General features: G+C 70.6%; 21 protein-coding genes. 15 read left to right on the forward strand and 6 right to left on the reverse strand.

The genetic code is table 11. The features are described 5' to 3' along the window. Positions 1-18: 18 nt before the first annotated feature. From AC1ROY_RS29095 to AC1ROY_RS29135, 9 genes are all read left to right on the forward strand, one after another. A complete protein-coding gene (locus AC1ROY_RS29095) occupies positions 19-690 on the forward strand; it encodes a flagellar hook capping FlgD N-terminal domain-containing protein (RefSeq protein WP_493152431.1) in 672 nt (223 codons plus the stop codon). Positions 691-815: 125 nt separating this feature from the next. Continuing rightward, positions 816-2,465 (forward strand): flagellar basal-body MS-ring/collar protein FliF, encoded by a 1,650-nt coding sequence (fliF, locus tag AC1ROY_RS29100; RefSeq protein WP_493152432.1) that lies wholly within the window; start codon positions 816-818, stop codon positions 2,463-2,465. Beyond that, on the forward strand, positions 2,462-3,466 hold the full coding sequence (gene fliG, locus AC1ROY_RS29105; protein WP_493152433.1) for a flagellar motor switch protein FliG: 1,005 nt from the start codon (positions 2,462-2,464) through the stop codon (positions 3,464-3,466). The genes fliF and fliG overlap by 4 nt, the downstream gene beginning before the upstream one ends. A gap of 42 nt (positions 3,467-3,508) precedes the next feature. Further along, positions 3,509-3,790 carry a flagellar motor switch protein FliN gene (gene fliN / locus AC1ROY_RS29110; RefSeq protein WP_493152482.1) on the forward strand — a complete coding sequence of 94 codons (282 nt, stop codon included), beginning with the start codon at positions 3,509-3,511 and terminating at the stop codon, positions 3,788-3,790. Further along, entirely contained in the window at positions 3,787-5,157 is a 1,371-nt protein-coding gene (locus tag AC1ROY_RS29115; protein WP_493152435.1) for a sigma-54 dependent transcriptional regulator, read from the forward strand. The genes fliN and AC1ROY_RS29115 overlap by 4 nt, the downstream gene beginning before the upstream one ends. Next, positions 5,154-7,214, forward strand: coding sequence for a flagellar biosynthesis protein FlhA (flhA, locus tag AC1ROY_RS29120; RefSeq protein ID WP_493152436.1), 2,061 nt, complete (start codon positions 5,154-5,156; stop codon positions 7,212-7,214). Before AC1ROY_RS29115 ends, flhA begins: the two co-directional genes overlap by 4 nt. A 3-nt stretch (positions 7,215-7,217) precedes the next feature. Continuing rightward, positions 7,218-8,093, forward strand: a complete 876-nt coding sequence (locus AC1ROY_RS29125; protein WP_493152437.1) for a flagellar biosynthesis protein FlhF — start codon at positions 7,218-7,220, stop codon at positions 8,091-8,093. Beyond that, positions 8,087-8,833, forward strand: a complete 747-nt coding sequence (locus AC1ROY_RS29130; protein WP_493152438.1) for a nucleotide-binding protein — start codon at positions 8,087-8,089, stop codon at positions 8,831-8,833. Before AC1ROY_RS29125 ends, AC1ROY_RS29130 begins: the two co-directional genes overlap by 7 nt. 12 nt (positions 8,834-8,845) lie before the next feature. Further along, positions 8,846-9,718 carry an SAM-dependent methyltransferase gene (locus tag AC1ROY_RS29135; RefSeq protein ID WP_493152439.1) on the forward strand — a complete coding sequence of 291 codons (873 nt, stop codon included), beginning with the start codon at positions 8,846-8,848 and terminating at the stop codon, positions 9,716-9,718. Positions 9,719-9,743: 25 nt separating this feature from the next. Here AC1ROY_RS29135 and AC1ROY_RS29140 read toward each other — a convergent pair whose 3' ends face one another. The 5 genes from AC1ROY_RS29140 to AC1ROY_RS29160 form a co-directional block, all read right to left on the reverse strand. After that, entirely contained in the window at positions 9,744-10,067 is a 324-nt protein-coding gene (locus tag AC1ROY_RS29140) for an NIPSNAP family protein (protein ID WP_493152440.1), read from the reverse strand. 70 nt (positions 10,068-10,137) lie between these two features. Next, positions 10,138-11,505, reverse strand: coding sequence for an alpha,alpha-trehalose-phosphate synthase (UDP-forming) (locus AC1ROY_RS29145; RefSeq protein ID WP_493152442.1), 1,368 nt, complete (start codon positions 11,503-11,505; stop codon positions 10,138-10,140). After that, complete coding sequence (locus AC1ROY_RS29150; protein WP_493152443.1) at positions 11,490-13,283, reverse strand: glycoside hydrolase family 15 protein; 1,794 nt, start codon at positions 13,281-13,283, stop codon at positions 11,490-11,492. Before AC1ROY_RS29150 ends, AC1ROY_RS29145 begins: the two co-directional genes overlap by 16 nt. Continuing rightward, on the reverse strand, positions 13,267-14,010 hold the full coding sequence (gene otsB, locus AC1ROY_RS29155) for a trehalose-phosphatase (protein WP_493152444.1): 744 nt from the start codon (positions 14,008-14,010) through the stop codon (positions 13,267-13,269). The genes AC1ROY_RS29150 and otsB overlap by 17 nt, the downstream gene beginning before the upstream one ends. A gap of 191 nt (positions 14,011-14,201) precedes the next feature. Further along, positions 14,202-15,008, reverse strand: a complete 807-nt coding sequence (locus AC1ROY_RS29160; protein WP_493152445.1) for a ferredoxin--NADP reductase — start codon at positions 15,006-15,008, stop codon at positions 14,202-14,204. 53 nt (positions 15,009-15,061) lie between these two features. Here AC1ROY_RS29160 and AC1ROY_RS29165 point away from each other — a divergent pair, with 53 nt between their 5' ends. The 5 genes from AC1ROY_RS29165 (at position 15,062) to AC1ROY_RS29185 (ending at position 19,309) form a co-directional block, all read left to right on the forward strand. Further along, on the forward strand, positions 15,062-15,772 hold the full coding sequence (locus AC1ROY_RS29165) for a GNAT family N-acetyltransferase (protein ID WP_493152446.1): 711 nt from the start codon (positions 15,062-15,064) through the stop codon (positions 15,770-15,772). Between the two features lie 63 nt (positions 15,773-15,835). Further along, a complete protein-coding gene (locus AC1ROY_RS29170; RefSeq protein WP_165585429.1) occupies positions 15,836-15,994 on the forward strand; it encodes a hypothetical protein in 159 nt (52 codons plus the stop codon). 78 nt (positions 15,995-16,072) lie between these two features. Beyond that, positions 16,073-17,455, forward strand: a complete 1,383-nt coding sequence (locus AC1ROY_RS29175) for an esterase-like activity of phytase family protein (protein WP_493152447.1) — start codon at positions 16,073-16,075, stop codon at positions 17,453-17,455. Positions 17,456-17,603: 148 nt separating this feature from the next. After that, the gene (locus tag AC1ROY_RS29180; protein ID WP_493152448.1) at positions 17,604-18,797 is read left to right on the forward strand and encodes an amidase; all 1,194 of its coding nucleotides are present in this window, start codon (positions 17,604-17,606) and stop codon (positions 18,795-18,797) included. After that, complete coding sequence (locus AC1ROY_RS29185; protein WP_493152449.1) at positions 18,794-19,309, forward strand: GNAT family N-acetyltransferase; 516 nt, start codon at positions 18,794-18,796, stop codon at positions 19,307-19,309. Before AC1ROY_RS29180 ends, AC1ROY_RS29185 begins: the two co-directional genes overlap by 4 nt. On the opposite strand, the gene AC1ROY_RS29190 is transcribed toward AC1ROY_RS29185, so the two are convergent. Continuing rightward, positions 19,306-20,124: an amidohydrolase family protein gene (locus AC1ROY_RS29190; RefSeq protein ID WP_493152450.1), complete on the reverse strand. Its 819-nt coding sequence runs from the start codon at positions 20,122-20,124 to the stop codon at positions 19,306-19,308. The genes AC1ROY_RS29185 and AC1ROY_RS29190 overlap by 4 nt on opposite strands. 161 nt (positions 20,125-20,285) lie before the next feature. Here AC1ROY_RS29190 and AC1ROY_RS29195 point away from each other — a divergent pair, with 161 nt between their 5' ends. After that, positions 20,286-20,948, forward strand: coding sequence for a GntR family transcriptional regulator (locus tag AC1ROY_RS29195; RefSeq protein ID WP_493152451.1), 663 nt, complete (start codon positions 20,286-20,288; stop codon positions 20,946-20,948). Positions 20,949-21,115 lie beyond the last annotated feature (167 nt).

The following is a 21,115-nucleotide window of genomic DNA, read 5'->3' on the forward strand; positions in this document are numbered from 1 at the left end:
CGGAAAGGGACGCCCGCCATGAGCGGCACTGTCAACGGCACGAACGGCGCGGGCAACACCGCCGCCCCGCGCAGCACCAGCCCCACCACGGGGTTCGGCGCGGATTTCAACACCTTCCTCACCCTGCTGACGACGCAGCTGAAGAACCAGGATCCGACCAACGCCATGGATCCCAACGAGATGACGCAGCAGCTCGTGCAGTTCGCCGGCGTCGAGCAGCAGCTCCGCACGAACACGAACCTCGAATCGCTGATCTCGGTGCAGCAGGGTGCGCAGCTCGTCGGCGCGGCGCCCCTGATGGGGCGGCTGGTCGAGGTGGAGAGCGACCAACTCTCGCTGCAGGGCGGCCAAGCCACGCTGCGGCTGCCGCCCGCGGGCGAGGCGCGCCGCGTGGGCATCGGCGTGCTGGATTCGCAGGGCAATCTGATCCGCTCGGCGCAGGTGGACCTCAGCGGCTCGACCCAGGACTGGGTCTGGGACGGAAAGGACGCGGATGGCGTGCAGCGGCCGGACGGCGCCTACAGCTACGTGCTGGTGGGCGCGGCCTCGGACGGCACGGAGGCGGAGGTGACCGGCACCGTGCTGGCACGCGCGACCGGCGTGGAGCGGCGCGAAGGCGAGGTCCGCCTGAACCTCGGCGCGGTCACGGTGGCCTTCGACAAGCTGCGCGGCCTGCCCGGCGGGAGTTGACGCCATGAATCGCCGATCGCGTTAACCCTTCGGCAAGGGGTCTCACGGCAAGTTCTGCCCAGGGCGCAGGAGGCGCTCCGGGAGACCTTCATGTTGCCTTGCCATGCGCGACGTCCGGGGGGACCGTGCAGAACCTGATCGGGCAGCTCCGCGGGCTCGGGCGCGTGCAGCTTCTGGCGCTGGCGGGCGTGGGAATCGCCGTGCTGGGGCTCGTCGCCTGGCTGGCGCTGCGCGCCGGCACGCCGCCCATGGGCCTGCTCTACGGCGAGCTGGAGACGCGGGACGCGGGCGCCGTGGTGGCGTCGCTGGAGCGGCAGCGCGTGCCCTATCGCCTCGCCGCCAACGGCACGCAGATCCTGGTCCCGGCCGAGGACGTGCCGCGGCTGCGCCTCTCCCTGGCGCGCGAGGGCCTGCCGTCCGGCGGCTCCATCGGCAACGAGATCTTCGACCGCGGCGAGAGCCTCACCACCACGCCCTTCCAGCAGGAAATGAACCGCCTCCGCGCATTGGAGGGGGAGCTGGCGCGCAGCATCCGCGCGCTGCAGGGCGTGCGGGCCGCGCGCGTGCATCTCGTGCTGCCGCGCCGCGAGGCCTTTTCCCGCGAGCGGGCCGAGGCGCAGGCCAGCGTGCTGCTGACCATGCAGGGCGTGCAGCGGCTGGACCGCGAGGGTGTGCAGGCGGTGCTGCATCTGGTGGTGACGGCGGTGTCCGGGCTGCGGCCGCAGAACGTCTCCATCGTGGACAGCCGCGGCGAGCTGCTGGCGCGGGGCGGCCAGCCCCTCACCGGCCCGGCCGGCGCGCAGACGCAGGACGAGCTGCGGCGCGGGCAGGAGGCGCGGCTGGCACGCGGCGTGGAGGAGATGCTGGAGCGCGTGCTCGGCCCCGGCCGCGTCCGCGCCGAGGTCGCCATGGAGATGGACTTCGACCGGGTGGAGACGCGCGAGGAGCGCTTCGACCCGGACAACCAAGTGCCGCGCAGCACCCAGTCCACGACCGAGAACAACCGCACGCAGGAGAACGGCACGGTCAGCGTCGGCAACAACCTGCCCGGGTCCGAGCCACAGGGCAGCGGCAACGGCAACACCGAGAACCGCCAGGAGGAAACGATCAACTACGAGATCGGCCGCTCCACCCGCAATGTGCTGCGGGAGCATCCGGTGGTCCGCCGGCTGACGGTCGCGGTGCTGGTGGATGGCGTCACCGAAGCGCAGCCCGAAGGCCCGCCGGTGCACCGCGAGCGAACGCCGGAGGAGCTGGCGCGCATCTCCGGCCTCGTGCGCAACGCGGTCGGCTTCAACGAGCAGCGCGGCGACCGGGTGGAGGTGGTTTCCATGCGCTTCGCCGAGACGGAGGCCGTGACGCGCGAGACCGGACCGCTGGGCCTCGACATCTCCCAGGCCACGCTGGCGCGGCTGATGGAGACGGCGGTGATCGGGCTGCTGATCCTGCTCACCCTGCTGCTGGTGGCGCGGCCGGTCGCGAAGAAGCTCGCGATCTCGATGAACCCGATGCCGGCTCTCGCAGGCGCCGGTGGCGGCACGATGGCGCTGGATGCCAATGGCGTTCCGATTGTCGCACTGACCGCGGATGGGCAACCCATGCTGCCGCCCGGCGTCGAGCCCGGATCGGAGGAGGAGCGCATGATCCATCTCGCCCATGTGCAGGGCCAGATGCGCGCCTCGTCGATCGCGCGGATCACCGCGCTGGTGGAGGAGAATCCCGATCAGGCTCTGCTCGTCATCCGACGCTGGCTCACGCCGGAGGATGAAGAATGAGTGTCACGCGATCCCTGCGCGGGCCACAGAAGGCCGCGGTGCTCATGCTGGCACTCGGTGAGGAGCATGCGACGCGGCTCTTCGCGCGCATGCACGAGGACGAGATCCGCGACCTCTCCCACGCGATGTCGCAACTGGGCACGATTCCCGCGCTGATGGTCGAGCAGATCTGCGACGAGTTCGCCACGCATCTCGGCAAGGCGGGGCATCTTGTCGGCTCCTTCGAGAGCACCGAGCGCCTGCTGCTCAAGACGCTGCCGCGCGAGCGCGTGGCCCAGATCATGGAGGAGATCCGCGGCCCGGCGGGGCGCACCATGTGGGACAAGCTCGGCAACGTGAACGAGACGGTGCTCGCGAACTACCTGAAGAACGAGTATCCGCAGACCGTCGCGGTGGTGCTCACCAAGGTGAAGCCCGACCACGCCGCGCGCGTGCTTTCCATCCTACCCGACGGCTTCGCGATGGAGGTGGTGATGCGCATGCTCCGCATGGAGAATGTGCAGAAGGAGGCGCTGGAGGGCGTCGAGCGCACGCTGAAGATGGAGTTCATGTCGAACCTCGCGCGCTCCACGCGCCGCGACGCGCACGAGATGATGGCCGAGATTTTCAACGGGCTCGACCGTCAGGCGGAGGGCCGCATCATGGTTGCGCTGGAGGAGCGCAACCTCGAGGCGGCCGAGCGCATCCGCGCCCTCATGTTCACCTTCGACGACCTGCGGCGCCTGGATACGCAGGGGCTGCAGGTGCTGTTGCGCGCCGTCGAGAAGGACAAGCTGACCCTGGCGCTGAAGGGCGCGGCCGAGGAGATGCGCGAGCTCTTCTTCCGCAACATGACCGAGCGCGCGGCCAAGCTGCTGCGCGACGACATCGCTTCGCTGGGGCCGGTGCGGCTCAAGGATGTGGACGAGGCGCAGGCCGCGGTGGTCGCCGCCGCGAAGGACCTTGCCTCGCAAGGACAGATTCAGCTCTCGGAGGGCAAGGATGATCAGCTTGTGGAATAGTCTGTGAGCGATCCTGCGGATTTCGAGCCCACGCCGCCGGGCGTGACGCCCGCCGTCGAGCGGCCGCCGGTCCAGCGCGACCTGGAGGCGGTGTACGACATCCCCGTCCAGGTCAGCGCCGTGCTGGGCCGGGCGACGATGCAGGTGAGCCAGCTCCTCAAGCTCGGCCGTGGCGCGGTGGTGGAGCTGGACCGCAAGCTGGGCGAGGCGGTGGACATCTACGTCAACAACCGCCTCGTCGCGCGCGGCGAGGTCGTGATGGTGGAGGACAATCGCCTCGGCATCACCATGACCGAGATCGTGAAGGCGGATCGCGGGATATGACGCGGCTGCTCATCATCGGCTCGCTCTCGGGCGAGCTGGGGCAGGCGGCGCGGATCGCCAATGCGCGGGGGGCGACGCTCGCGCAGGCGGATGGCGTGGCCTCGGGGCTGGCGCATCTGCGCGGCGAGGGCGCCGACCTCGTGCTGGCCGACGTGATCCACGATCTGCCCTGGCTGCTGCAGCGCCTGGCCGAGGAGCGCATCGCCACACCGGTCGTCGCCTGCGGGCTGGACGCGGATTCGGAGGCCGTGCTGCGCGCCGTCCGTGCTGGCGCGCGCGAATTTCTCCCATTGCCGCCCGACGCCGAGCTGATCGCGGCCATGCTGGAGGCCGTCACCGCGAAGGACGGCGCGCCCGTCTGCCGCGATCCCGCGATGCAGACGCTGCTGACCCGCGCCGAGCAGCTCGCGCGCTCAGAGGCCTCGGTGCTGATCACCGGCGAGAGCGGCACGGGCAAGGAGGTGTTGGCGCGCCACATCCACGCCGCCTCGCGCCGAGCGCGCGGGCCCTTCGTCGCGCTCAACTGCGCGGCGCTGCCGGAGAACCTGCTGGAGAGCGAACTCTTCGGGCATGAGAAGGGCGCCTTCAGCGGCGCCGTCGCCACGCGGAAGGGCAAGTTCGAGCAGGCGGAGCGCGGAACGCTGCTGCTGGACGAGATCGGCGAGATGGATCCCCGCCTCCAGGCCAAGCTGCTGCGCGCCATCCAGGAACGGGAGGTGGACAAGCTCGGTGGCTCGCAGCCGGTGAAGGTCGACGTGCGCATCCTGGCCGCGACCAACCGCGACCTTCAGGCCGAGGTGCGCGCGGGGCGGTTCCGCGAGGACCTCTACTTTCGGCTGAATGTGGTGCAGCTCCGCATCCCGCCGCTGCGTGAGCGGACGGGGGATATCCTCGCCCTGGCCACGCATTTCGCGACGCGCTACTCGGCCGCGAACGGCCTGCCCGACCGGCTGCTGGCTCCGCTCGCGACGGCGCGGCTGATGGCGCATCCCTGGCCCGGCAACGTGCGCGAGCTGGAGAACGCCATGCATCGCGCGGTGCTGCTCGCCTCCGGCCGCGAGATCGGTGCGGAGGCGATCGAGCTGGGGGCTGTGCCGGATGTGCCGGCCGTCGAGCCTGCCGCTTCCATCGTCATGAAAGCCTCCGAACCCGCGATTGCCGCACTGGTTGGCCGGCGCATGGAAGAGGTGGAGCGCGAGCTCATCCTCGAGACGCTGGGCCGCTGCCTCGGTAATCGGACGCGGGCCGCGGAGATTCTTGGCATCTCCATTCGCACGCTGCGCAACAAACTCGCCGAATATCGCGGCCAGGGTCTCACCGTGCCGCCCGCGCCGGGCCAGATGCCTGATGCCTGGAAGGTCGCGTGAAGGCCATCGCGCTCCCGCCCTGGCTCGCCGGGCTACGTGTCTCCTCGGAGGCGGCGCTGGTCACCGGCATCGTGCTGGTGCTCGTCATCCTGATCGTGCCGCTGCCGGGCCCACTGCTGGACGCCGCCTCCGCGCTGAACATCACCGCCTCCGTGCTGATGCTGATGGTGACACTGCTGCTGGCGCGCCCGCTCGACTTCCAGTCCTTCCCGCAGCTCCTGCTCATCACGACGCTCTTCCGCCTCGGCCTCAACGTCGGCACCACGCGCGCCATCCTGGCGAGCGGGCATGAGGGGCCGGAAGCGGCAGGCGCCGTCATCGCCACCTTCGGCCGCTACCTGATGGGCGGCGACATCCTGGTCGGCATGATCGTCTTCGCCATCCTGCTGCTGGTGAACCATGTCGTCGTGTCCAAGGGCGCGAGCCGCGTGGCCGAGGTCGCGGCGCGCTTCCACCTCGACGCCATGCCCGGCAAGCAGATGGCGATCGACGCCGACCTCAACGCTGGCACCATCGACGAGAACCAGGCGCGCGAGCGCCGCCGCGAGCTCCAGGAGGAGAGCGGCTTCCATGGCGCGATGGACGGTGCCGCGAAGTTCGTGAAGGGCGATGCGGTCGCGGGGCTGGTCTCCACCTTCATCAACCTGCTGGGCGGCCTCGCGATCGGCGTGGGCCGGCACGGCATGGGCTTCATGGACGCGGTCGAGACCTATTCCATCCTGACCGTCGGCGACGGGCTGGTGGGGCAGATTCCCGCGCTGCTCGTCTCGGTAGCCGCGGCGATCATCGTCACCAAGGCGGCGCGCGAGGAGCAGGCGGACCAGCTCATGGCGCGCGAGCTCGCGGGCTGGAAGCCGCTCGCCATCGCCTCCGCCGCCTCGCTCTTCCTGGGGCTGATGCCGGGCATGCCGCTGATCCCCTTCGTCGTCGCCGCGGGCGCGACGGGCGCGGCCGCCTGGTTCCAGCGCAAGGCCTCGAAGCTTCCGCCACCGGAGCCGGACACGCCGCCCGCCGTGCCGACCGAGCCCGCCGTCTCCGAGGCGCTGCGCATGGACCTGCTGCGGCTGGAGCTTGGCTACGGGCTGCTCTCGCTGGCCTCCGGCGACGCGCCGCGGCTGACCGAGCAGATCCGCGGGCTGCGCCGGAGCATCGCGCAGGAGATGGGCTTTGTGCTGCCCTCCGTCCGCATCCAGGACAATCTGGACCTGCCGCCCGACACCTACATCCTGCGCGTGAAGGAGATCGAGGCCGCGCGCGGCCAGCTGCGTCCGCCGCTGCATCTCGCGATCAATCCCGAGGGCGGCACGCCCGACATGCCGGGGGAAAAGACCAGCGAGCCCGCCTTTGGCCTGCCCGCGCTCTGGATCGAAGAGAAGCTGCGCGACGAGGCGCTGATGCGCGGCTGCACGGTGGTGGACTGCGCCGGCGTGCTGGCGACGCATCTCACCGAGGTGGTGCGCGAGAACATGAGCGAGCTGCTCTCCTATGCCGAGACCCAGAAGCTGCTCGACGAGCTGCCGAAGGAGCAGCAGAAGCTCGTCTCAGACCTGATTCCGACACAGGTGAGCGTCGGCGTCCTGCAACGTCTGCTCCAGGCGCTGCTGGCCGAGCGCGTCTCCATCCGCGACCTGCCGACTATCCTTGAGGGCCTGCAGGAGGCGGCGACGGCCAATCTCCGCGCCGTGCCGCAGATGCTGAGCATCGTGCGCATGCGGCTCGCCCGTCAGCTCTCGGAATCCGCGCGGGGGCCGCAAGGCTACGTGCCGCTGGTCACGCTCTCGCCGGAATGGGAGGTAGCCTTCACCGAATGCCTCGGCGGTCCCGCCGAGGACCGGCAGCTCGTCATGGATCCGGGCCGCCTCCAGGCCTTCATGCAGCGGCTGCGCGACGTGCTCGATGCCCAGGCCGCGCAGGGCGAGCATGCGATCCTGCTCTGCTCCGGCGCGCTGCGGCCGCATCTGCGTGCGATCGTGGAACGCTTCCGCCCCAGCACCTCCGTGCTCTCGCAATCCGAGATCCATCCGCGCGCGCGCATCCGCACGCTGGGCAGCGTCTGACGGATGCGGCTGCGCGTCTTCCGGGCCCGCAATGCGTCCCTCGCCATCGCGGCGGCGCGCGAGGAGATGGGCGAGGAGGCCGTGGTGCTCGGCACGCGGCGCGTCGGCGGCGGGGTGGAGCTCACCGTCGCACTGGAGACCGCCGAGCCGGAGCTGATCCCGCCCGTCGCGGCGCCGCGCTTCGAGCTTGCGCGGCACAATTTGCCGCCGGCGCTGCGCTTCGCCGGAGCCGACCTCGCGGAAGCCCTCACCGCACGGCTCGACTTCGCGCCGCTGCCGGAGGATCGCCCGATCCTCCTCGTCGGTCCGCCCGGTGCCGGCAAGACCCTGAGTTGCGCGAAGCTCGCCGCGCGCGCGACCATGGGAGGGCAGCCGCCACTCGTCGTCACGGCCGACGGTAACAGGGCCGGCGCGGTGGAGCAGCTCGCCGCCTTCACGCGACTGCTTGGCCTGACGCTCGCCGTGGCCGCGCAGCCGGAGGTGCTGGCCAAGGCGATGCAGACGCGAAGGCCCGGCCAGCCCGCCTTCATCGACGGCTTCGGCTGCGACCCCTTCGACGCCGCGCAGGCCGAGCGCCTGCATCGCCTCGCCCAGGCCGCCGACGCCATGCCTGTGCTGGTCCTGCCCGCCGGCCTCGACGCCGAGGAATCCGCTGATCTGGCGCGCGCCTTTCATCTGCTCGGCGCGCGGCACCTGCTGCCCACGCGGCTCGACATGGCGCGTCGGCTGGGCGGCGTGCTCGCGGCCGCGGCGGCCGGGCTCGCGCTGACCGAGGCGGGGATCGGCCCGCAGGTCGCGGCCGGGCTGCAGCCGCTCACCCCCCGCTGGCTGGCCGACCGCCTCGCCGCCGGTCCTCAAAGGGAGACCACCCCATGCTGATCGCGATCGCCTCCGGCAAGGGCGGCGTGGGCAAGACCTGCCTCGCCATCGGCCTCGCCCAGGCGCTGGCCGAGGCGGGGCGCGATGTCCTTCTGGTAGATGGCGATCTCGGCCTCGCCAATGTGGACGTGCAGCTCGGCCTTCAGCCGCGGCTGGATCTCGGCGACGTTCTGGCCGGGCGCTGCGAGGCGGCGCAGGCGACGATCCGCCATCCGGCAGGCTTCGATGTCCTGCCCGGGCGATCCGGCTCGGCGGCGCTGGCGGCGATGGACGGGAGCGCCCTCGTCGCCCTGCTGCGGGAGCAGCGGCGCCAGGTGGTGCTGGACCTCGGTGCCGGTCTCGGCGCGGCGCAGCGGCATCTCGCGGCGCGGGCCGACCTGCTTGTCGTCGTCGCGAGCGAGGAGCCGACCAGCCTCACCGACGCTTATGCCGTGCTGAAGCTGCACCGCCGCGACGCGCCGCACGCGCGGGCCGGCGTGCTGGTGAACCTGGTGTCGCAACGCGCCCAGGCGCTGAAGGTCCATGCGGCGCTGGATTCCGCCTGCCGCGGCTTCCTCGGCGTCGGCGTGAAGCTGCTGGGGGCGGTCCGGCGGGACCCGAAGGTTCCGGCCGCGATCCGGGCGCAGGTCCCGCTTCTGACGCGCCACCCGTCCAGCCCTGCCGCGCAGGATCTGCGCGATCTCGCCGCGAGGCTACTGGACGACACGCCTCTGTCATCGAACCATGCGGAATCGGTCTGAACCAGGAGCCGCATGTCCCACGCCTCGGAGATCCAGGCGCGCCGCGTGCGGCGCTACTACCGCAACCTGGACCGGCTCTCCTTCTTTCGCGAGCGGCGTGCCGAGGGCGAGGCGGCGCATCCCGTCCACCGCGCACTGGCCGACCCCGAAGGCGGCCAGCCCTCGCCGATGGTCATCCATCGCCTGATGCTGGAGGGCGTCGTCCTGCCCAAGGGTTTCCGCGCGCTGGATGCCGGCTGCGGCTACGGCGCCACCATGATCGACCTTGCGCCGAAGCTCGGCGGCGACTGGACGGGCCTCACCCTCTCGCCGGAGCAGGCCGCGCGGGGCATGCGTGCCATCGCCGCGGCCAGGCTGACCGGCCGCGTGCGGATCGAGGTCCGCAGCTATGATGCGCCACCCCCCGGCCCCTTCGACCTGATCTATGGGATCGAGAGCCTGATCCACAGCGCCGATCTGGGCGTCACCCTGGCGGGGCTGGCGCGTTCGCTGGCACCGGGCGGTCACCTCCTGGTCGTGGACGACATGCCCGAGCCGGCGCTGCCGCCGGAGCCGGCGCGGCGGCTGGCCGAATTCCAGCATCACTGGCGCTGCCCCTCCGCGCCCGACTGCACGGGCTGGCGGCGGGCGCTGGAGGCGGCGGGGCTCACCCTCGTCGGCGAGCGGGATCTGAACCCGCTGCTGCAGGTGCGCGACATGGCGCATGTCGCGGCGCGCATCGCGCAGCTGCGGCGGCGCAGCCTGGTGCCGCGCCTCCTCGGTCTCGGCCTCAGGGCCGAGGCCGAGATCGGTGGGCTCCTGCTGGAAACCCTGCTGACGGAAGGCTGGATGCGCTACCGCCTGCTGGCGGCACGAGCCCGATTGTCTCAGGCCTCTTCGGCCTGAGACGTGAATCGGCCTCGCAGAGGAATCAGTCCTGCCACTTCACCGTGAGGAACGGCGCCGGGATGAGCAGCTTGCTCTCCTGCGTCGCGATCATGCCGCGCACCTTGCCGAGGTAGTCGAGCCAGCTCTGGTCGGCGAAGAGTTTCGTGCGGCGCTCCGCGCGCTCGGCGAAGCTCTCATAGGCCCACATGTGGATCACCTGGTTCAGCGGCCCGAACTCGGTCGTGTAGTAGCCCACGAGCCGGCCCAGGATGGGCTTCTGGATGGCGAGCCCTTCGGCCGCATAGGCCTTCACGTAGTTGCCGATCTGGCCTGGATGCATGGTGTAGATGCGCTCTTCGACGATCATGGCGTGTCCCCTTTGACCCGGGGACGCTACCGCGCCATCGCCGATCGCGGAAGGAGGGCGGGGCGACCTATCACTTCCCCGCGCCTTCGCCCTCCGCCGATCCGTTCGGCGAGAACTCCGCCCGGTTCAGGCTCGCCAGGAAGGAGCGGGACCAGCCGCTCGCTCCCGCCTCGGCGAGCTTGTCGTAGTCCAGCCGCCAGCGCTCGCGCCGCTCGGCGATGGGCATGTTGATCGCGAGATCCAGCGCCTCGGCGATCTCGTCCGGGTCGTTCGGGTTCACCTTCACCGCGCCCTCCATCTCGCGCGCCGCGCCGGCGAAGTGCGAGAGGATGAGCACGCCGGGATCCTCCGGCGGCTGGGCGGCGACGAACTCCTTCGCGACAAGGTTCATGCCGTCGCGCAGCGGCGTCACCAGCGCGATGTTGGCCATGCGCAGGAAGCCGGCGAGCGTCCGCCGTGGGATGGGCCGCGTGGTCCAGCGCAGCGGCACCCAGTCCACCTCGGCGTACTCGCCGTTGATGCGGCCGACCAGCTCGTCCATCTCGCGGCGAAGGATGCGGTACTGCGCGACCTCGCCGCGCGAGACCGGCGCCGCCTGGAGGAAGGTCACCTTGCCGCGGTGCTGCGGGTAGCGCTTGAGCAGGTCGGCGTAGCCGAGCACGCGCTGCGGCAGGCCCTTGCTGTAGTCCAGCCGGTCCACGCCGAAGATGAGCTTGCGGCCCACCAGGCTTTCGCGGAAGCGCTGCGCGTCCTTGCGGGAGGCGGCCTGCGTGGCGGCGCGCGCGAAGGCCTCCGTGTTGATGCCGACCGGGAAGACCGCGACCGGCGTGTTCACCCCCTGCTGCCGCAGCGCGTCGGAGAGGTGCTCGGCGTCGTCCGAGGTCTGGGTGCCGATCAGATCGATGGCCTGGAGGTCGCGCAGCAGCGCATTGGCCCGGGGCAGGGCGGCGAAGAGTGCGGGTGGTGGGAAGGGGACATGCAGGTAGAAGCCGATCTTCTGCCGCACACCCAGCTCGCGCAGCGCCGCGGCGAGCGGAAAGAGATGAAAGTCGTGGATCCAGATGGTGTCGTCCTCGCGCAGCAGCGGCAGGAGCTGTTCGGCGAAGCGGTGGTTCACGGCGCGCCAGCCCTCCTCCTCCGCGCGGCGGAACTGCGCGAGGCCGAAGCGGTAGTGCAGCAGCGGCCAGAGCAGGCTGTTGCAGAAGCCGGCATAGTAGAGCCGGTGCTCCTGCGGCGTGAGGTCGATCAGCGCATGCGTGCGGTTGCCGGCGGTGGAGATGCGCGGCTCGCGACGATCGGAGCTCTCGCCCGACCAGCCGAACCACAGCATCTCGCGGCGCTTGACCGCCTCCTGCAGCGCGACGGTGAGGCCGCCGGCCATGGGGCCGGATTCCTTCAGGGGCGGGACACGGTTCGAAACGATCACCAGGCGCGCCAAAAGCCATCCTCCCAGCTTCGGGACAGCCGCATGGCGCAGAGGATCAGGCCGACCTGCGAGTAGGTCTGGGGGAAGTTCCCCCAGAGCTGTCCGCTCTTCGGCTCCACATCCTCGGCGAGAAGTCCCACATGGTTGCGCAGGCTCAGGATCTTCTCGAAGAGCTTGCGCGCATCCTCCTTGCGGCCGATGGAATGCAGCGCATCCACCAGCCAGAAGGAGCAGACGAGAAAGGCGGTGTCCGGCACTCCGAAATCGTCGGGCAGGCCGTAGCGCAGCAGCAGCCCGTCGCGCATCAGCTCGCGCTCGATGGCCTCGACGGTTGCGACGAAGCGCGGATCGGAGGGCGGCAGCAGGCCGATCTCGGGCAGCAGCAGCAGAGCCGCGTCCAGCCCCTCGCCGCCGAAGACCTCCTGCAGCGCGCCGGTGGAATGGTTCCAGGCGCCGTCGAGGATGGCAGCCTTCAGCCGGTCGGCGCGGCGCTTCCAGTCCGCCGCCTCGTCTTCGAGGCCGAGATGGGCGGCGATGCGGCCGAGCCGGTCCAGCGCGCCCCAGCACATGGCGGCCGAGAAGGTGTGGATGCGCGCGCGGCCGCGATATTCCCAGATGCCGGCATCCGGCGTGAGCGCCGCCTGCTCCGCGCGGTCGCCGACGGGCACGAGGCGGCGGTACAGCGCCTCGTCGCCCGGAACCGGCAGGCGGCGGTCGAAGAACATCATGGCCGAGGCCAGCACGACCGAGCCCCAGACGTCGTTCTGCACCTGGATCGCCGCGGCATTGCCGACGCGGACGGGCCCGTCGCCCCGGAAGCCCTTCAGCGCGGTCGCGACCCATTCGTCGATCGGCGCGTTCGGCACCAGCGGATAGACGGGGCGGAGCATCGGCTCCTGCTCCAGCACCGCGCCGATGATGTAGTTAATGTAGCCCTCCATGGTCTTCGTGGCGCCCAGGCGATTCAGCGCCATCACGGTGAAGTGCGAATCGCGCAGCCAGCAGAAGCGGTAGTCCCAGTTGCGTGCGGTGCCCGGCGCCTCGGGGATGGAGGTGGTCAGCGCGGCGACGATGCCGCCCGTGTCGTCATGCGCGCAGAGCTTCAGCGTGATGGCGGCGCGGATCACCGCGTCCTGCCATTCGAAGGGCACCGAGAGGCCGCGCACCCAGTCCTCCCAATAGGAGGTGGTCTCGTCCTCGAACTCGCGGGCGATGCGGACGGCGGCGCCGTCCACCGTGTCGTCCTGGCCGATGAGGATGGAGATCGGCCGGTCCAGCGCGAACTCTGTCTCGCCCAGCACGAAGCCGAGCGGCGCATCGGTGGTCACGCGGATGGTGTCGGAGGCGCCGACGAAGCGGATGTGATTGGAGCCCGCGCGGCCCTGGGGCACCTCCTCGCCCCAGGAGAAGCGCGGGCGGATGCGCAAGCGGATGCGCGGGCGGCCCTGCATGGGCTCGATGCGCCGCACCAGCATGGGCGGGCGGAACATGCGGCCGAAGCGGCGGAAGCGCGGCATGTGGTCGGTGATGCGCACCCTGCTGCCGCGGTCGTCCGAGAGCTCGGTCTCCAGGATCGCGGTGTTGCGGCGGTAGCGCTGCTCGCTGGTCGCGAAGCGGGTCAGCGAGACCTCGCAGAAGCCGCCCTCCTGATCGGTGCCGTCGAGCAGCCCGCAGAAGATCGGGTCGCCGTCGAGGCGCGGCCAGCACATCCAGCTGACGCGCCCGTCCTTCGTGACGAGGGCGGCGACGGTGCCGTTGCCGATGGCGGCGAGATCAAGCGGCTGGGCCATGGGCTCCTGCCAAAAGGGATGTGAGCCAGGCGCGGACCGCCTCGGGCTCGGGGAAGTCGTCGGGGACACGATAGCCCATTCCGCCCAGCGCCTCTGCGGCGGCGATGCCGTCCTCGTCGGTCACGTCGTCGCCGATGAAGATGGGCAGGCGGCCGGCGAAAGGCGGCTCGCGCATGATCGCGCGCACGGCGATGCCCTTGTGGATGCCGCGCGGGCGGACCTCCCAGGCCATGGACGCCCGGAGGATCTCGAAATCGGGCGTGGTGTTGACCAGGGAGGCCAGGAGGTCGAAGGCCGGCTCGCCCTGGTCCGGCGCGAGGCGGTAGTGCAGGACGAAGCCGGCAGGCTTCTCCTCGAAGACGACGCCGTCATGCTGCTTGGCGAAACCCAGCGCCGTCCCGCGCCAGGCCTCGGGCGCGGCGGGCAGCACGGCGCGGCGGGCGTCGCCGCCCGGCACGGCGCGCATCACGGCGCCGTGCTCGGCGGCGACGGGCAGGCGGAGGGGGGCGAAGAGGTCCTCGACATCGGTCAGCGCGCGGCCGGTGATCAGGGCCAGGGCGCCGTGCATGGCGGCGAGCAGCGCCTCGAGGTCGATCCGCAGCGAGCCGGGGACGACCACCTCGTCCGGCCGCGGCGCGAGGTTGATCAGCGTCCCGTCGACATCGAGGAGGAGCGCGCCGCGCGCCAGGACCTCCCGCGGGCTTGGCAGGGCTCGCGGGTTTTTCAACGGGATTTCCATGGCCCCACCCTAACCATTGAGGGAAGCCTGGGTTGCGCCGCGGGAGGATGAATTCCCAGGATTATTTATAGCGTGCGATCGGCTGAGGCGGCTTCGCCGAGGCCGTGAATCGCCCGCTCAGAAGGGTGCGATCGGCTGAGGCGGCGTCGCCCGGGCCGTGAATCCGCCCGGCGAAATCCCTACTTGGTGACGAAGGCCTTTTCCAGCGCGTAGCTGCCGGGGGCATGGTTCGTGCCCTCGACGAAGCCGCGGGCTTCCAGCAGCGCCTTCACGTCGGCGTTCATGGCCTCGCTGCCGCAGATCATCACGCGATCGAATTCCGGGTCGAGCCGCTCGACGCCGGCCTGGCGCTCGGCCTCGCCGGATTCGAGGCGCGTGGTGATGCGGCCCTGGACCGGGAAGGGCTCGCGCGTGACGGCGGGCGCGTAGATCAGCTTCTCGCGGACCATCTCGCCCAGCAGCTCGTGGTCGCGCAGCTCGCCGGTGATGTAGTCGCGATAGGCGAGCTCCTTCACCTCGCGCACCGTGTGCGCGACGATGACGCGCTCGTAGCGGTCATAGACCTCGGGGTCGCGGATCAGCGACATGAAGGGGGCGAGGCCGGTGCCGGTGGCCAGCATCCAGAGGTTGCGGCCGGGCAGGAGGTTGTCGGTGATCAGCGTGCCCACCGGCTTGCGGCCGATCAGCACCTTGTCGCCCACATGGATGTGCTGGAGGCGCGAGGTCAGCGGCCCGTCCTGCACCTTGATGGAGAGGAACTCCAGATGGTCCTCCCAGGCGGGGCTCACCATGGAATAGGCGCGGACAAGCGGCTTGCCGCCGACGAGCAGCCCGATCATCGCGAACTGGCCCGAGGTGAAGCGCAGCGCCGGGTCGCGGCCGCATTTGAAGCTGAAGAGGCTTTCGGTCCAATGATGGACCCAGGTGACTTCCTCGGCGAAAAACCCCGGGGGGGCGCTGACGATGGGTTCGACGTCGATGTCCATCGGGTCGTTTTGGGGTGGGTTACGTTGCAGCGCAAGAAGAAGAATATGGACGCATGAGAGATTTTCATCCGCCGCATGACCCCGCCTCCGATCCGCCCGTGGGCCCGAAGGTCGATCCCACCCCGCGTCCGCTGCCGGCGCGCATCCCGCACAAGGGCCGCAGCGTCGATCTGGAGCCGCTCCATGTCCGCCACGCGGCGGATCTCTGGATGGCGGCCCAGGCGGACAACGCCCCGGAAAGCTGGGCCTATATGGGCTACGGCCCCTTCGCGGACGAGGCGGCGATGCGGACCTTCGTCGGCAATTTCGCCGCGACGCACGACCCCATGGTCTGGGCCGTCCGGCCGCACCGGACCGGCACGGTGGACGGCTGGCTCTCGCTGATGGAGATGTTTCCGGCGCATGCGCATATCGAGCTGGGGAATATCTGGTTCAGCCCCCGCATGCAGCGCACCCGCGCGGCCACCGAGGCCATGTACCTGCTCATGCGCCACGCCATGGACGACCTGGGCTACCGGCGCCTCACCTGGAAATGCAATGCGCTGAACGCGCCCTCCCGCGGGGCCGCCGGCCGGCTCGGCTTCACCTATGAGGGCACCCTGCGCGCTGTGCTGACGGTGAAGGGGCGGCGCCGCGACACGGCCTGGTTCTCCATTCTGGAGGAGGAATGGCCCGCCCGGCGCGATGCCATCGAGGCCTGGCTGAACGATTCCAACTGGGACGCGCAGGGCCGCCCGAAATCCTCGTTACGCCGGAAAGATTAATCTGGCGTCATTTCAAATCCAGGACTATCATTTCCAACAGATTACGCGTTGGGGAGGTTGGCCGTGGAATACATCGAATATGGCGACCTGTTCGCCTGGGCCCTGATCATTGGCGGCGGCGCCTTTGCCTTGTCCTACCGATGGATGCCGGTCGGCGCCGCGATCGGGACCGGCGTTCTCGCGGCCCTGCTGGCCAAGTCGCTGCTGCTCGAACTGGTTTGACAGGACTGCCATCCGACCGTCAGCCAACCGTCACACGGCGCTGATAGGCCGCCCCCTCCAATAAGAGGGGTTTTCGCCATGCGCCGCGTCCTGCTTGCCACCATTGCCTCCCTTGGGGCCGCCGTGAGCCTCGCGCTTCCGGCCGCCGCCGACCAGCGCTTCGAGGCGCGTCTCGTCGGCCACGCCATCCTGCCCGCCGCCAGCTTCGTCGCCCCGCCCGAGAACGCGCCGCCGGGCTTCGCCATCTCCGGCCGCTTCACCAGCGCCAACGGCAACCGCCTGCAGCAGCCCGGCAGCCTGATGGGCAACACCGGCGCCGCCTATGGCAGCCGCGACACCGGCATTGCCCTGCCTTTCCAGGGCCAGCCCGTGCAGGGCTTCTCCGGCATCAAGCCGATCGGCGACGGCAGCTACTGGGTGCTGACCGACAACGGCTTCGGCGCCCGCGCCAACAGCCCCGACGCCATGCTCATGTTCCACCGCGTCCGCCCCGACTTCGCGACCGGCCGGGTGGAGATGATGCGTACCATCTTCCTCAGCGACCCCAACAACATCGTGCCCTTCCGCATCACCACCGAGGGCAGCAACGAGCGCTACCTGACCGGCGGCGACTTCGACCCCGAGAGCCTGCAGCCCCTGCCGGACGGCACCTTCTACATCGGCGAGGAGTTCGGCCCCTACCTGATCCAGGTGGATGCCGAGGGCCGCGTGATGCGCGTGGTCGAGACCCGGATGGACAACGAGGCGATCCGCTCGCCCGACCATCCGTCCCTCTCCACCCCCTCCACGCCGACCGGCACCGTGGCCTTCCGCGCCCGCCGCTCGGGCGGCTATGAGGGCATGGCGCTGACGCCGGACGGCCAGACGCTCTGGGCGCTGCTGGAGCAGCCGCTCTTCGTCGCCGGCACCGACCGCTCCGAGGGCAATTTCCTCCGCGTGCTGGAGTTCAGCGTCGCCCGCAACGAGTGGACCGGCCGGAACGTCCGTTTCCAGCTCGCCGAGGGCGCCACCAATATCGGCGACTTCAACTTCATCGACGCCACGCGCGCCCTGATCATTGAGCGCGACAACGGCCAGGGCGATCCAGGCCTCGAGTGCCGCGAGGGCCAGCGCCCGCCGGCCTGCTTCGTCCAGCCGGCCCGCGTGAAGCGGATCTCCCTGGTCGACTTCAGCCAGGTGGACGCGAACGGCTTCGTCCGGAAGATCGGCCATATCGACCTGATGGCCATGCAGGACCCGGACAACCGCGCCCGCCTGCGCGGCGACCTGCCGGCCAATGCGCCCGCCGGCCGCTTCACCTTCCCGTTCTTCACCATCGAGAACGTGGCGATGGTCGATGCGGACCACATCATCGTGGCCAATGACAACAACCTGCCCTTCAGCGCCGGCCGCCACCTGACCCGCGCCGACGACAACGAGTTCATCCTGCTGCGCGTGCCGGAGCTCCTCCGCGCGCGCTGAGGGCGATTTCGGATGGGCGGGCGCATCCCCTGGTGGGGTGCGCCCGTTCCGATTCCAGGATCACGTGTATATCTCCCGGAAGTGAAGCCGCTTGCGTGCACCGGGGACCGCCCTAGCATGCATGCGGCTGAGTCCCAGGTGAGGTCCCATGCCCAAGAGCGATGATGTGAAGGCCTTCATGCCCGGCGAGCGCGCCACCCTCGCGCCGCTCGGCGCGGGCGTGCTCGACGGGCTGCACTTCGCCGTCAAGGACCTCTTCGACGTCGCTGGCGCGCCCACCACCTACGGCAATCCCGACTGGGCGCGGACCCACCCTGTCGCCGCCGCGACCGCGCCCGTGGTGCTGGACCTGCTGGAGGCCGGCGCCGCGCTGGCCGGCAAGACCAAGACCGTCGAGCTCGCCTATGGCCTGACCGGCGAGAACGTCTGGTACGAGACGCCGCTCAACCCCAATGCGCCGGACCGTTTTCCGGGCGGCTCCTCCTGCGGCTCGGCCGCGGCGGTGGGCGCGGGGCTGGTGGATTTCGCGCTCGGCTCGGACACCGGCGGCAGCGTGCGCATCCCGGCCAGCTATTGCGGCGTCTTCGGCCTGCGCCCGAGCTGGGGCGCGATCAGCCTCGCCGGGGCCTGCGGGCTCGGGCCCAGCTTCGACACCTGCGGCTGGTTCGCCCGCTCGGCCGAGGTGGTGGAGAAGGTCGGCGCCGTCCTGCTCCCCGCCGAGGCCAGCCAGCCCGGCTTGCCCGGCCCCATCCTCAAGGCCGAGGAGGCCTGGATCAACGCCGAGCCCGCGACCGCCCGCGCCCTGGTGCCGGCGATGTCGGCGCTGGAGGCGATCGCCGGCGCGCCCATGCGGGTGGAGGTCGCGCCCGAGGGGCTGCCGGTCCTCTACGAGCACTTTCGTTGCGCCCAGGCGCAGGAGGCCTGGGCCACGCTGGGGAGCTGGGTCGCCGCCACCACGCCGCGCTTCGGCCCCGGCGTCGCTGAGCGCTTCGCCGCGGCGCGCGAGATGGATCCGGCCAAGGCGGCGGCCGGCCGCGCCTTCCGCCGTGCCTTCAAGCTGCGCATCGCGACGATGCTCGCGGGCGGGGCAGTGATGGCCTATCCGACCAGCCCCTGCGCCGCGCCGAAGCTGGGCGTCAGCCTCGCCGAGCAGAATGCGGTGCGCGAGGCGACCATGGGCGTGACTGCCATCGCCGGGCTCGGCGGGCTCTGCGAGGTCAGCATCCCCGTCGCGAAGGTGGATGGGGCGCCGGTCGGCCTGTCGCTGGTCGCGGCCGCGGGGCGCGACCGGGCGCTGCTGCGGCTGGCGGGCGCCCTGGCCCGGGAGCTCGGCCTGTCATGATCATCCGCGACGCCGAGGCCGGCGACCTGCCGGCCATCACTGCCATCTATGCCCATCACGTGCTGCACGGCACCGGCACCTTCGAGGAGGCGCCGCCGGACGAGGCCGAGATCGCCGCGCGCGTGAGGAAGGTGCAGGAGGCCGGCTGCGCTTGGCTGGTCGCCGAGAACGAAGGCGAGATCGTCGGCTACGGCTATTTCGCCCAGATTCGCGACCGCAGCGCCTATCGCTACACGGCCGAGGACAGCATCTACGTCCGCGACGACGTGCGCGGCATGGGCGTGGGCAAGGCGCTGGTGCAGGCGCTGCTGCATCGCGCGGCGGAGCGGGGCTTCCGGCAGATGATCGCAGTCATCGGCGACAGCGACAATGTGGGCTCCATTGGCCTGCACGCCTCGCTGGGCTTCCGTAACGTGGGCGTGATGAAGGCCGTGGGCCTGAAGTTCGGCCAGTGGGTGGACGTCGTCACCATGCAGCGCGCCCTGGCCGAGGGCGAGCGGACCGTCCCTTAGCCTTCGAAGCCGTACACCTCCGCGGGATTGTCGCGCAGGATCAGGGAGAGGTCGGCGTCGCTGTCCACGCAGCGGAACAGGTAGTCGAGCAGCGGGCGCGCCTCGGGCGTCTCCGGCTCGGTGACATGGGGCCAGTCGGAGCCCCAGAGCATCCGCTGCGGCGCGGCCTTCGCCAGCGCGCGACCGAGCACGAGCATGTCGTCGTAGCCCGGCGCGCCCAGCTTCGAATCCTGGTAGGGCCCCGAGAGCTTCACCCAGGTCCGGCCGGCGTCGATGAGCCGCCGCAGCGCGTGCCAGCCGGGATGCTGCTGCCCCTCAGGCAGCGGAATGCGACCGTGATGGTCGAAGACGATGGGTGCGGCGAGCCCGGCCAGCAGCGCCTCATGCTCCGCGATCATCCCGCCGAGCATGTGGAGCTGTACGTGCCAGCCCAGATCGGCGACGCGGCGGGCCAGCGGCTCCAGCATCCCGATGGTCGTCGCGCCGGCCTGCACCAGGTTGAAGCGGATGCCGCGAACGCCCTGGCTGTCCAGCTCCTTCAGCTCCGCATCGGTCACCCGGTCATTCACGACGGCGACGGCGCGCGCCCTGGACCCAAGCCGTGCTGCGACCTCCACGCTGCAGCGGTTGTCCGTGCCGTAGGGCGAGGGATGCACGACGACGGCACGCTCCAGCCCCAGCGAGGCGGCCAGGGCGAGATAGTCCTCGAGCGAGGCCGGCGGCGGGTGGAACACCGCGTTGGCCACGAAGGGGAAGCGCGCATCGAACACATGGAAGTGGCAGTCGCAGGCCCCGGCGGGCATCTGGCGCGTCATGCTGAGCGTTCTCCCACAGTCGCTTGGACCGTCCTGCCGAAGCGCGGCTTGCCGAGCTTGGCCGGATCGACCTTTCCTTCACGATACCGAAAAAATACAATCCGGGAACCCGGCGGGCCGCCACTGGCCTTCTGTGGCGTGGGGAAGGGGCGCCCGGTTCCGTGAAGAAGGTCTCCGACACCGTCTACTCCGTGCTGCGGCGCCGCCTGACGACGGGCCACTACGCCCCGGGCGCGCCGCTGCGGGAGGAGCATCTGGCGACGGAACTCGCGGTGAGCCGCACCCCGGTCCGCGCGGCGCTCGCACGGCTGGCGGAGGACGGGATGGTGATGGCCGCGCCCCGCCGCGGTTTCCTCGCCGCCGAATGGACGGACCAGGACATCGCCGAGGTCTTCGAGCTGCGCAGCCTGCTGGAGCCGCATGCCGCCGGCCTCGCCGCCGAGCGCGCCTCGCCGGAACAGATCGCGGAGCTCCACGCGCTGAACGACCGGATGGAGGCGGCGGCGCGCGCCCGCACCCCCGGTGGGACCGCCGAGATCCAGTCGATCAACAACCGCTTCCACCGGCTGCTGATCGCCGCCTCGGGCGCGCCGCGGCTGAAGGCCATGGCGGACAGCCTCGTCGACATGCCGATCATCATCGGCTCGTTCTACTTCTACACGGAGGCGGAGATTCTTCGCAGCCTGGGGCATCATCGCGACATTGCCTGCGCGATCGAGCTGCGGGACCGGGACTACGCGGTCCAGGCCACGCGCCTCCACCTGAAGGCGACCTACGAGCTCTTCATGCGCCGCCGGCAAGGAACGGTTGAGCCGCCCGGCTGATGCTGCGTTGCACCATCGAATTTTTCCGCCTTCGATATGGACAAGTCGGGGCGTCTGTTCTTTTTTTGCACTCCGCTCATCCGAGCGCGACCTGCCGGCCGTCCCGCCTTCGCAGCGTCCCATGAGAACCCGGGAACCGGGCAACGCCGTTCCAGGAGGAAACACCA

Source organism: Roseococcus sp. GW821-FHT12F05 (genome assembly GCF_058806835.1).

Excerpts from the sequence above, each read along its gene's own strand:
- AC1ROY_RS29095 (WP_493152431.1), top strand. The coding sequence starts at position 19 with ATGAGCGGCACTGTCAACGGCACGAACGGCGCGGGCAACACCGCCGCC.
- fliG (WP_493152433.1), top strand. The coding sequence starts at position 2,462 with ATGAGTGTCACGCGATCCCTGCGCGGGCCACAGAAGGCCGCGGTGCTC.
- AC1ROY_RS29115 (WP_493152435.1), top strand. The coding sequence starts at position 3,787 with ATGACGCGGCTGCTCATCATCGGCTCGCTCTCGGGCGAGCTGGGGCAG.
- AC1ROY_RS29125 (WP_493152437.1), top strand. The coding sequence starts at position 7,218 with ATGCGGCTGCGCGTCTTCCGGGCCCGCAATGCGTCCCTCGCCATCGCG.
- AC1ROY_RS29130 (WP_493152438.1), top strand. The coding sequence starts at position 8,087 with ATGCTGATCGCGATCGCCTCCGGCAAGGGCGGCGTGGGCAAGACCTGC.
- AC1ROY_RS29135 (WP_493152439.1), top strand. The coding sequence starts at position 8,846 with ATGTCCCACGCCTCGGAGATCCAGGCGCGCCGCGTGCGGCGCTACTAC.
- AC1ROY_RS29140 (WP_493152440.1), bottom strand. The coding sequence starts at position 10,067 with ATGATCGTCGAAGAGCGCATCTACACCATGCATCCAGGCCAGATCGGC.
- AC1ROY_RS29150 (WP_493152443.1), bottom strand. The coding sequence starts at position 13,283 with ATGGCCCAGCCGCTTGATCTCGCCGCCATCGGCAACGGCACCGTCGCC.
- AC1ROY_RS29160 (WP_493152445.1), bottom strand. The coding sequence starts at position 15,008 with ATGGACATCGACGTCGAACCCATCGTCAGCGCCCCCCCGGGGTTTTTC.
- AC1ROY_RS29165 (WP_493152446.1), top strand. The coding sequence starts at position 15,062 with ATGAGAGATTTTCATCCGCCGCATGACCCCGCCTCCGATCCGCCCGTG.
- AC1ROY_RS29175 (WP_493152447.1), top strand. The coding sequence starts at position 16,073 with ATGCGCCGCGTCCTGCTTGCCACCATTGCCTCCCTTGGGGCCGCCGTG.
- AC1ROY_RS29180 (WP_493152448.1), top strand. The coding sequence starts at position 17,604 with ATGCCCAAGAGCGATGATGTGAAGGCCTTCATGCCCGGCGAGCGCGCC.
- AC1ROY_RS29185 (WP_493152449.1), top strand. The coding sequence starts at position 18,794 with ATGATCATCCGCGACGCCGAGGCCGGCGACCTGCCGGCCATCACTGCC.
- AC1ROY_RS29190 (WP_493152450.1), bottom strand. The coding sequence starts at position 20,124 with ATGACGCGCCAGATGCCCGCCGGGGCCTGCGACTGCCACTTCCATGTG.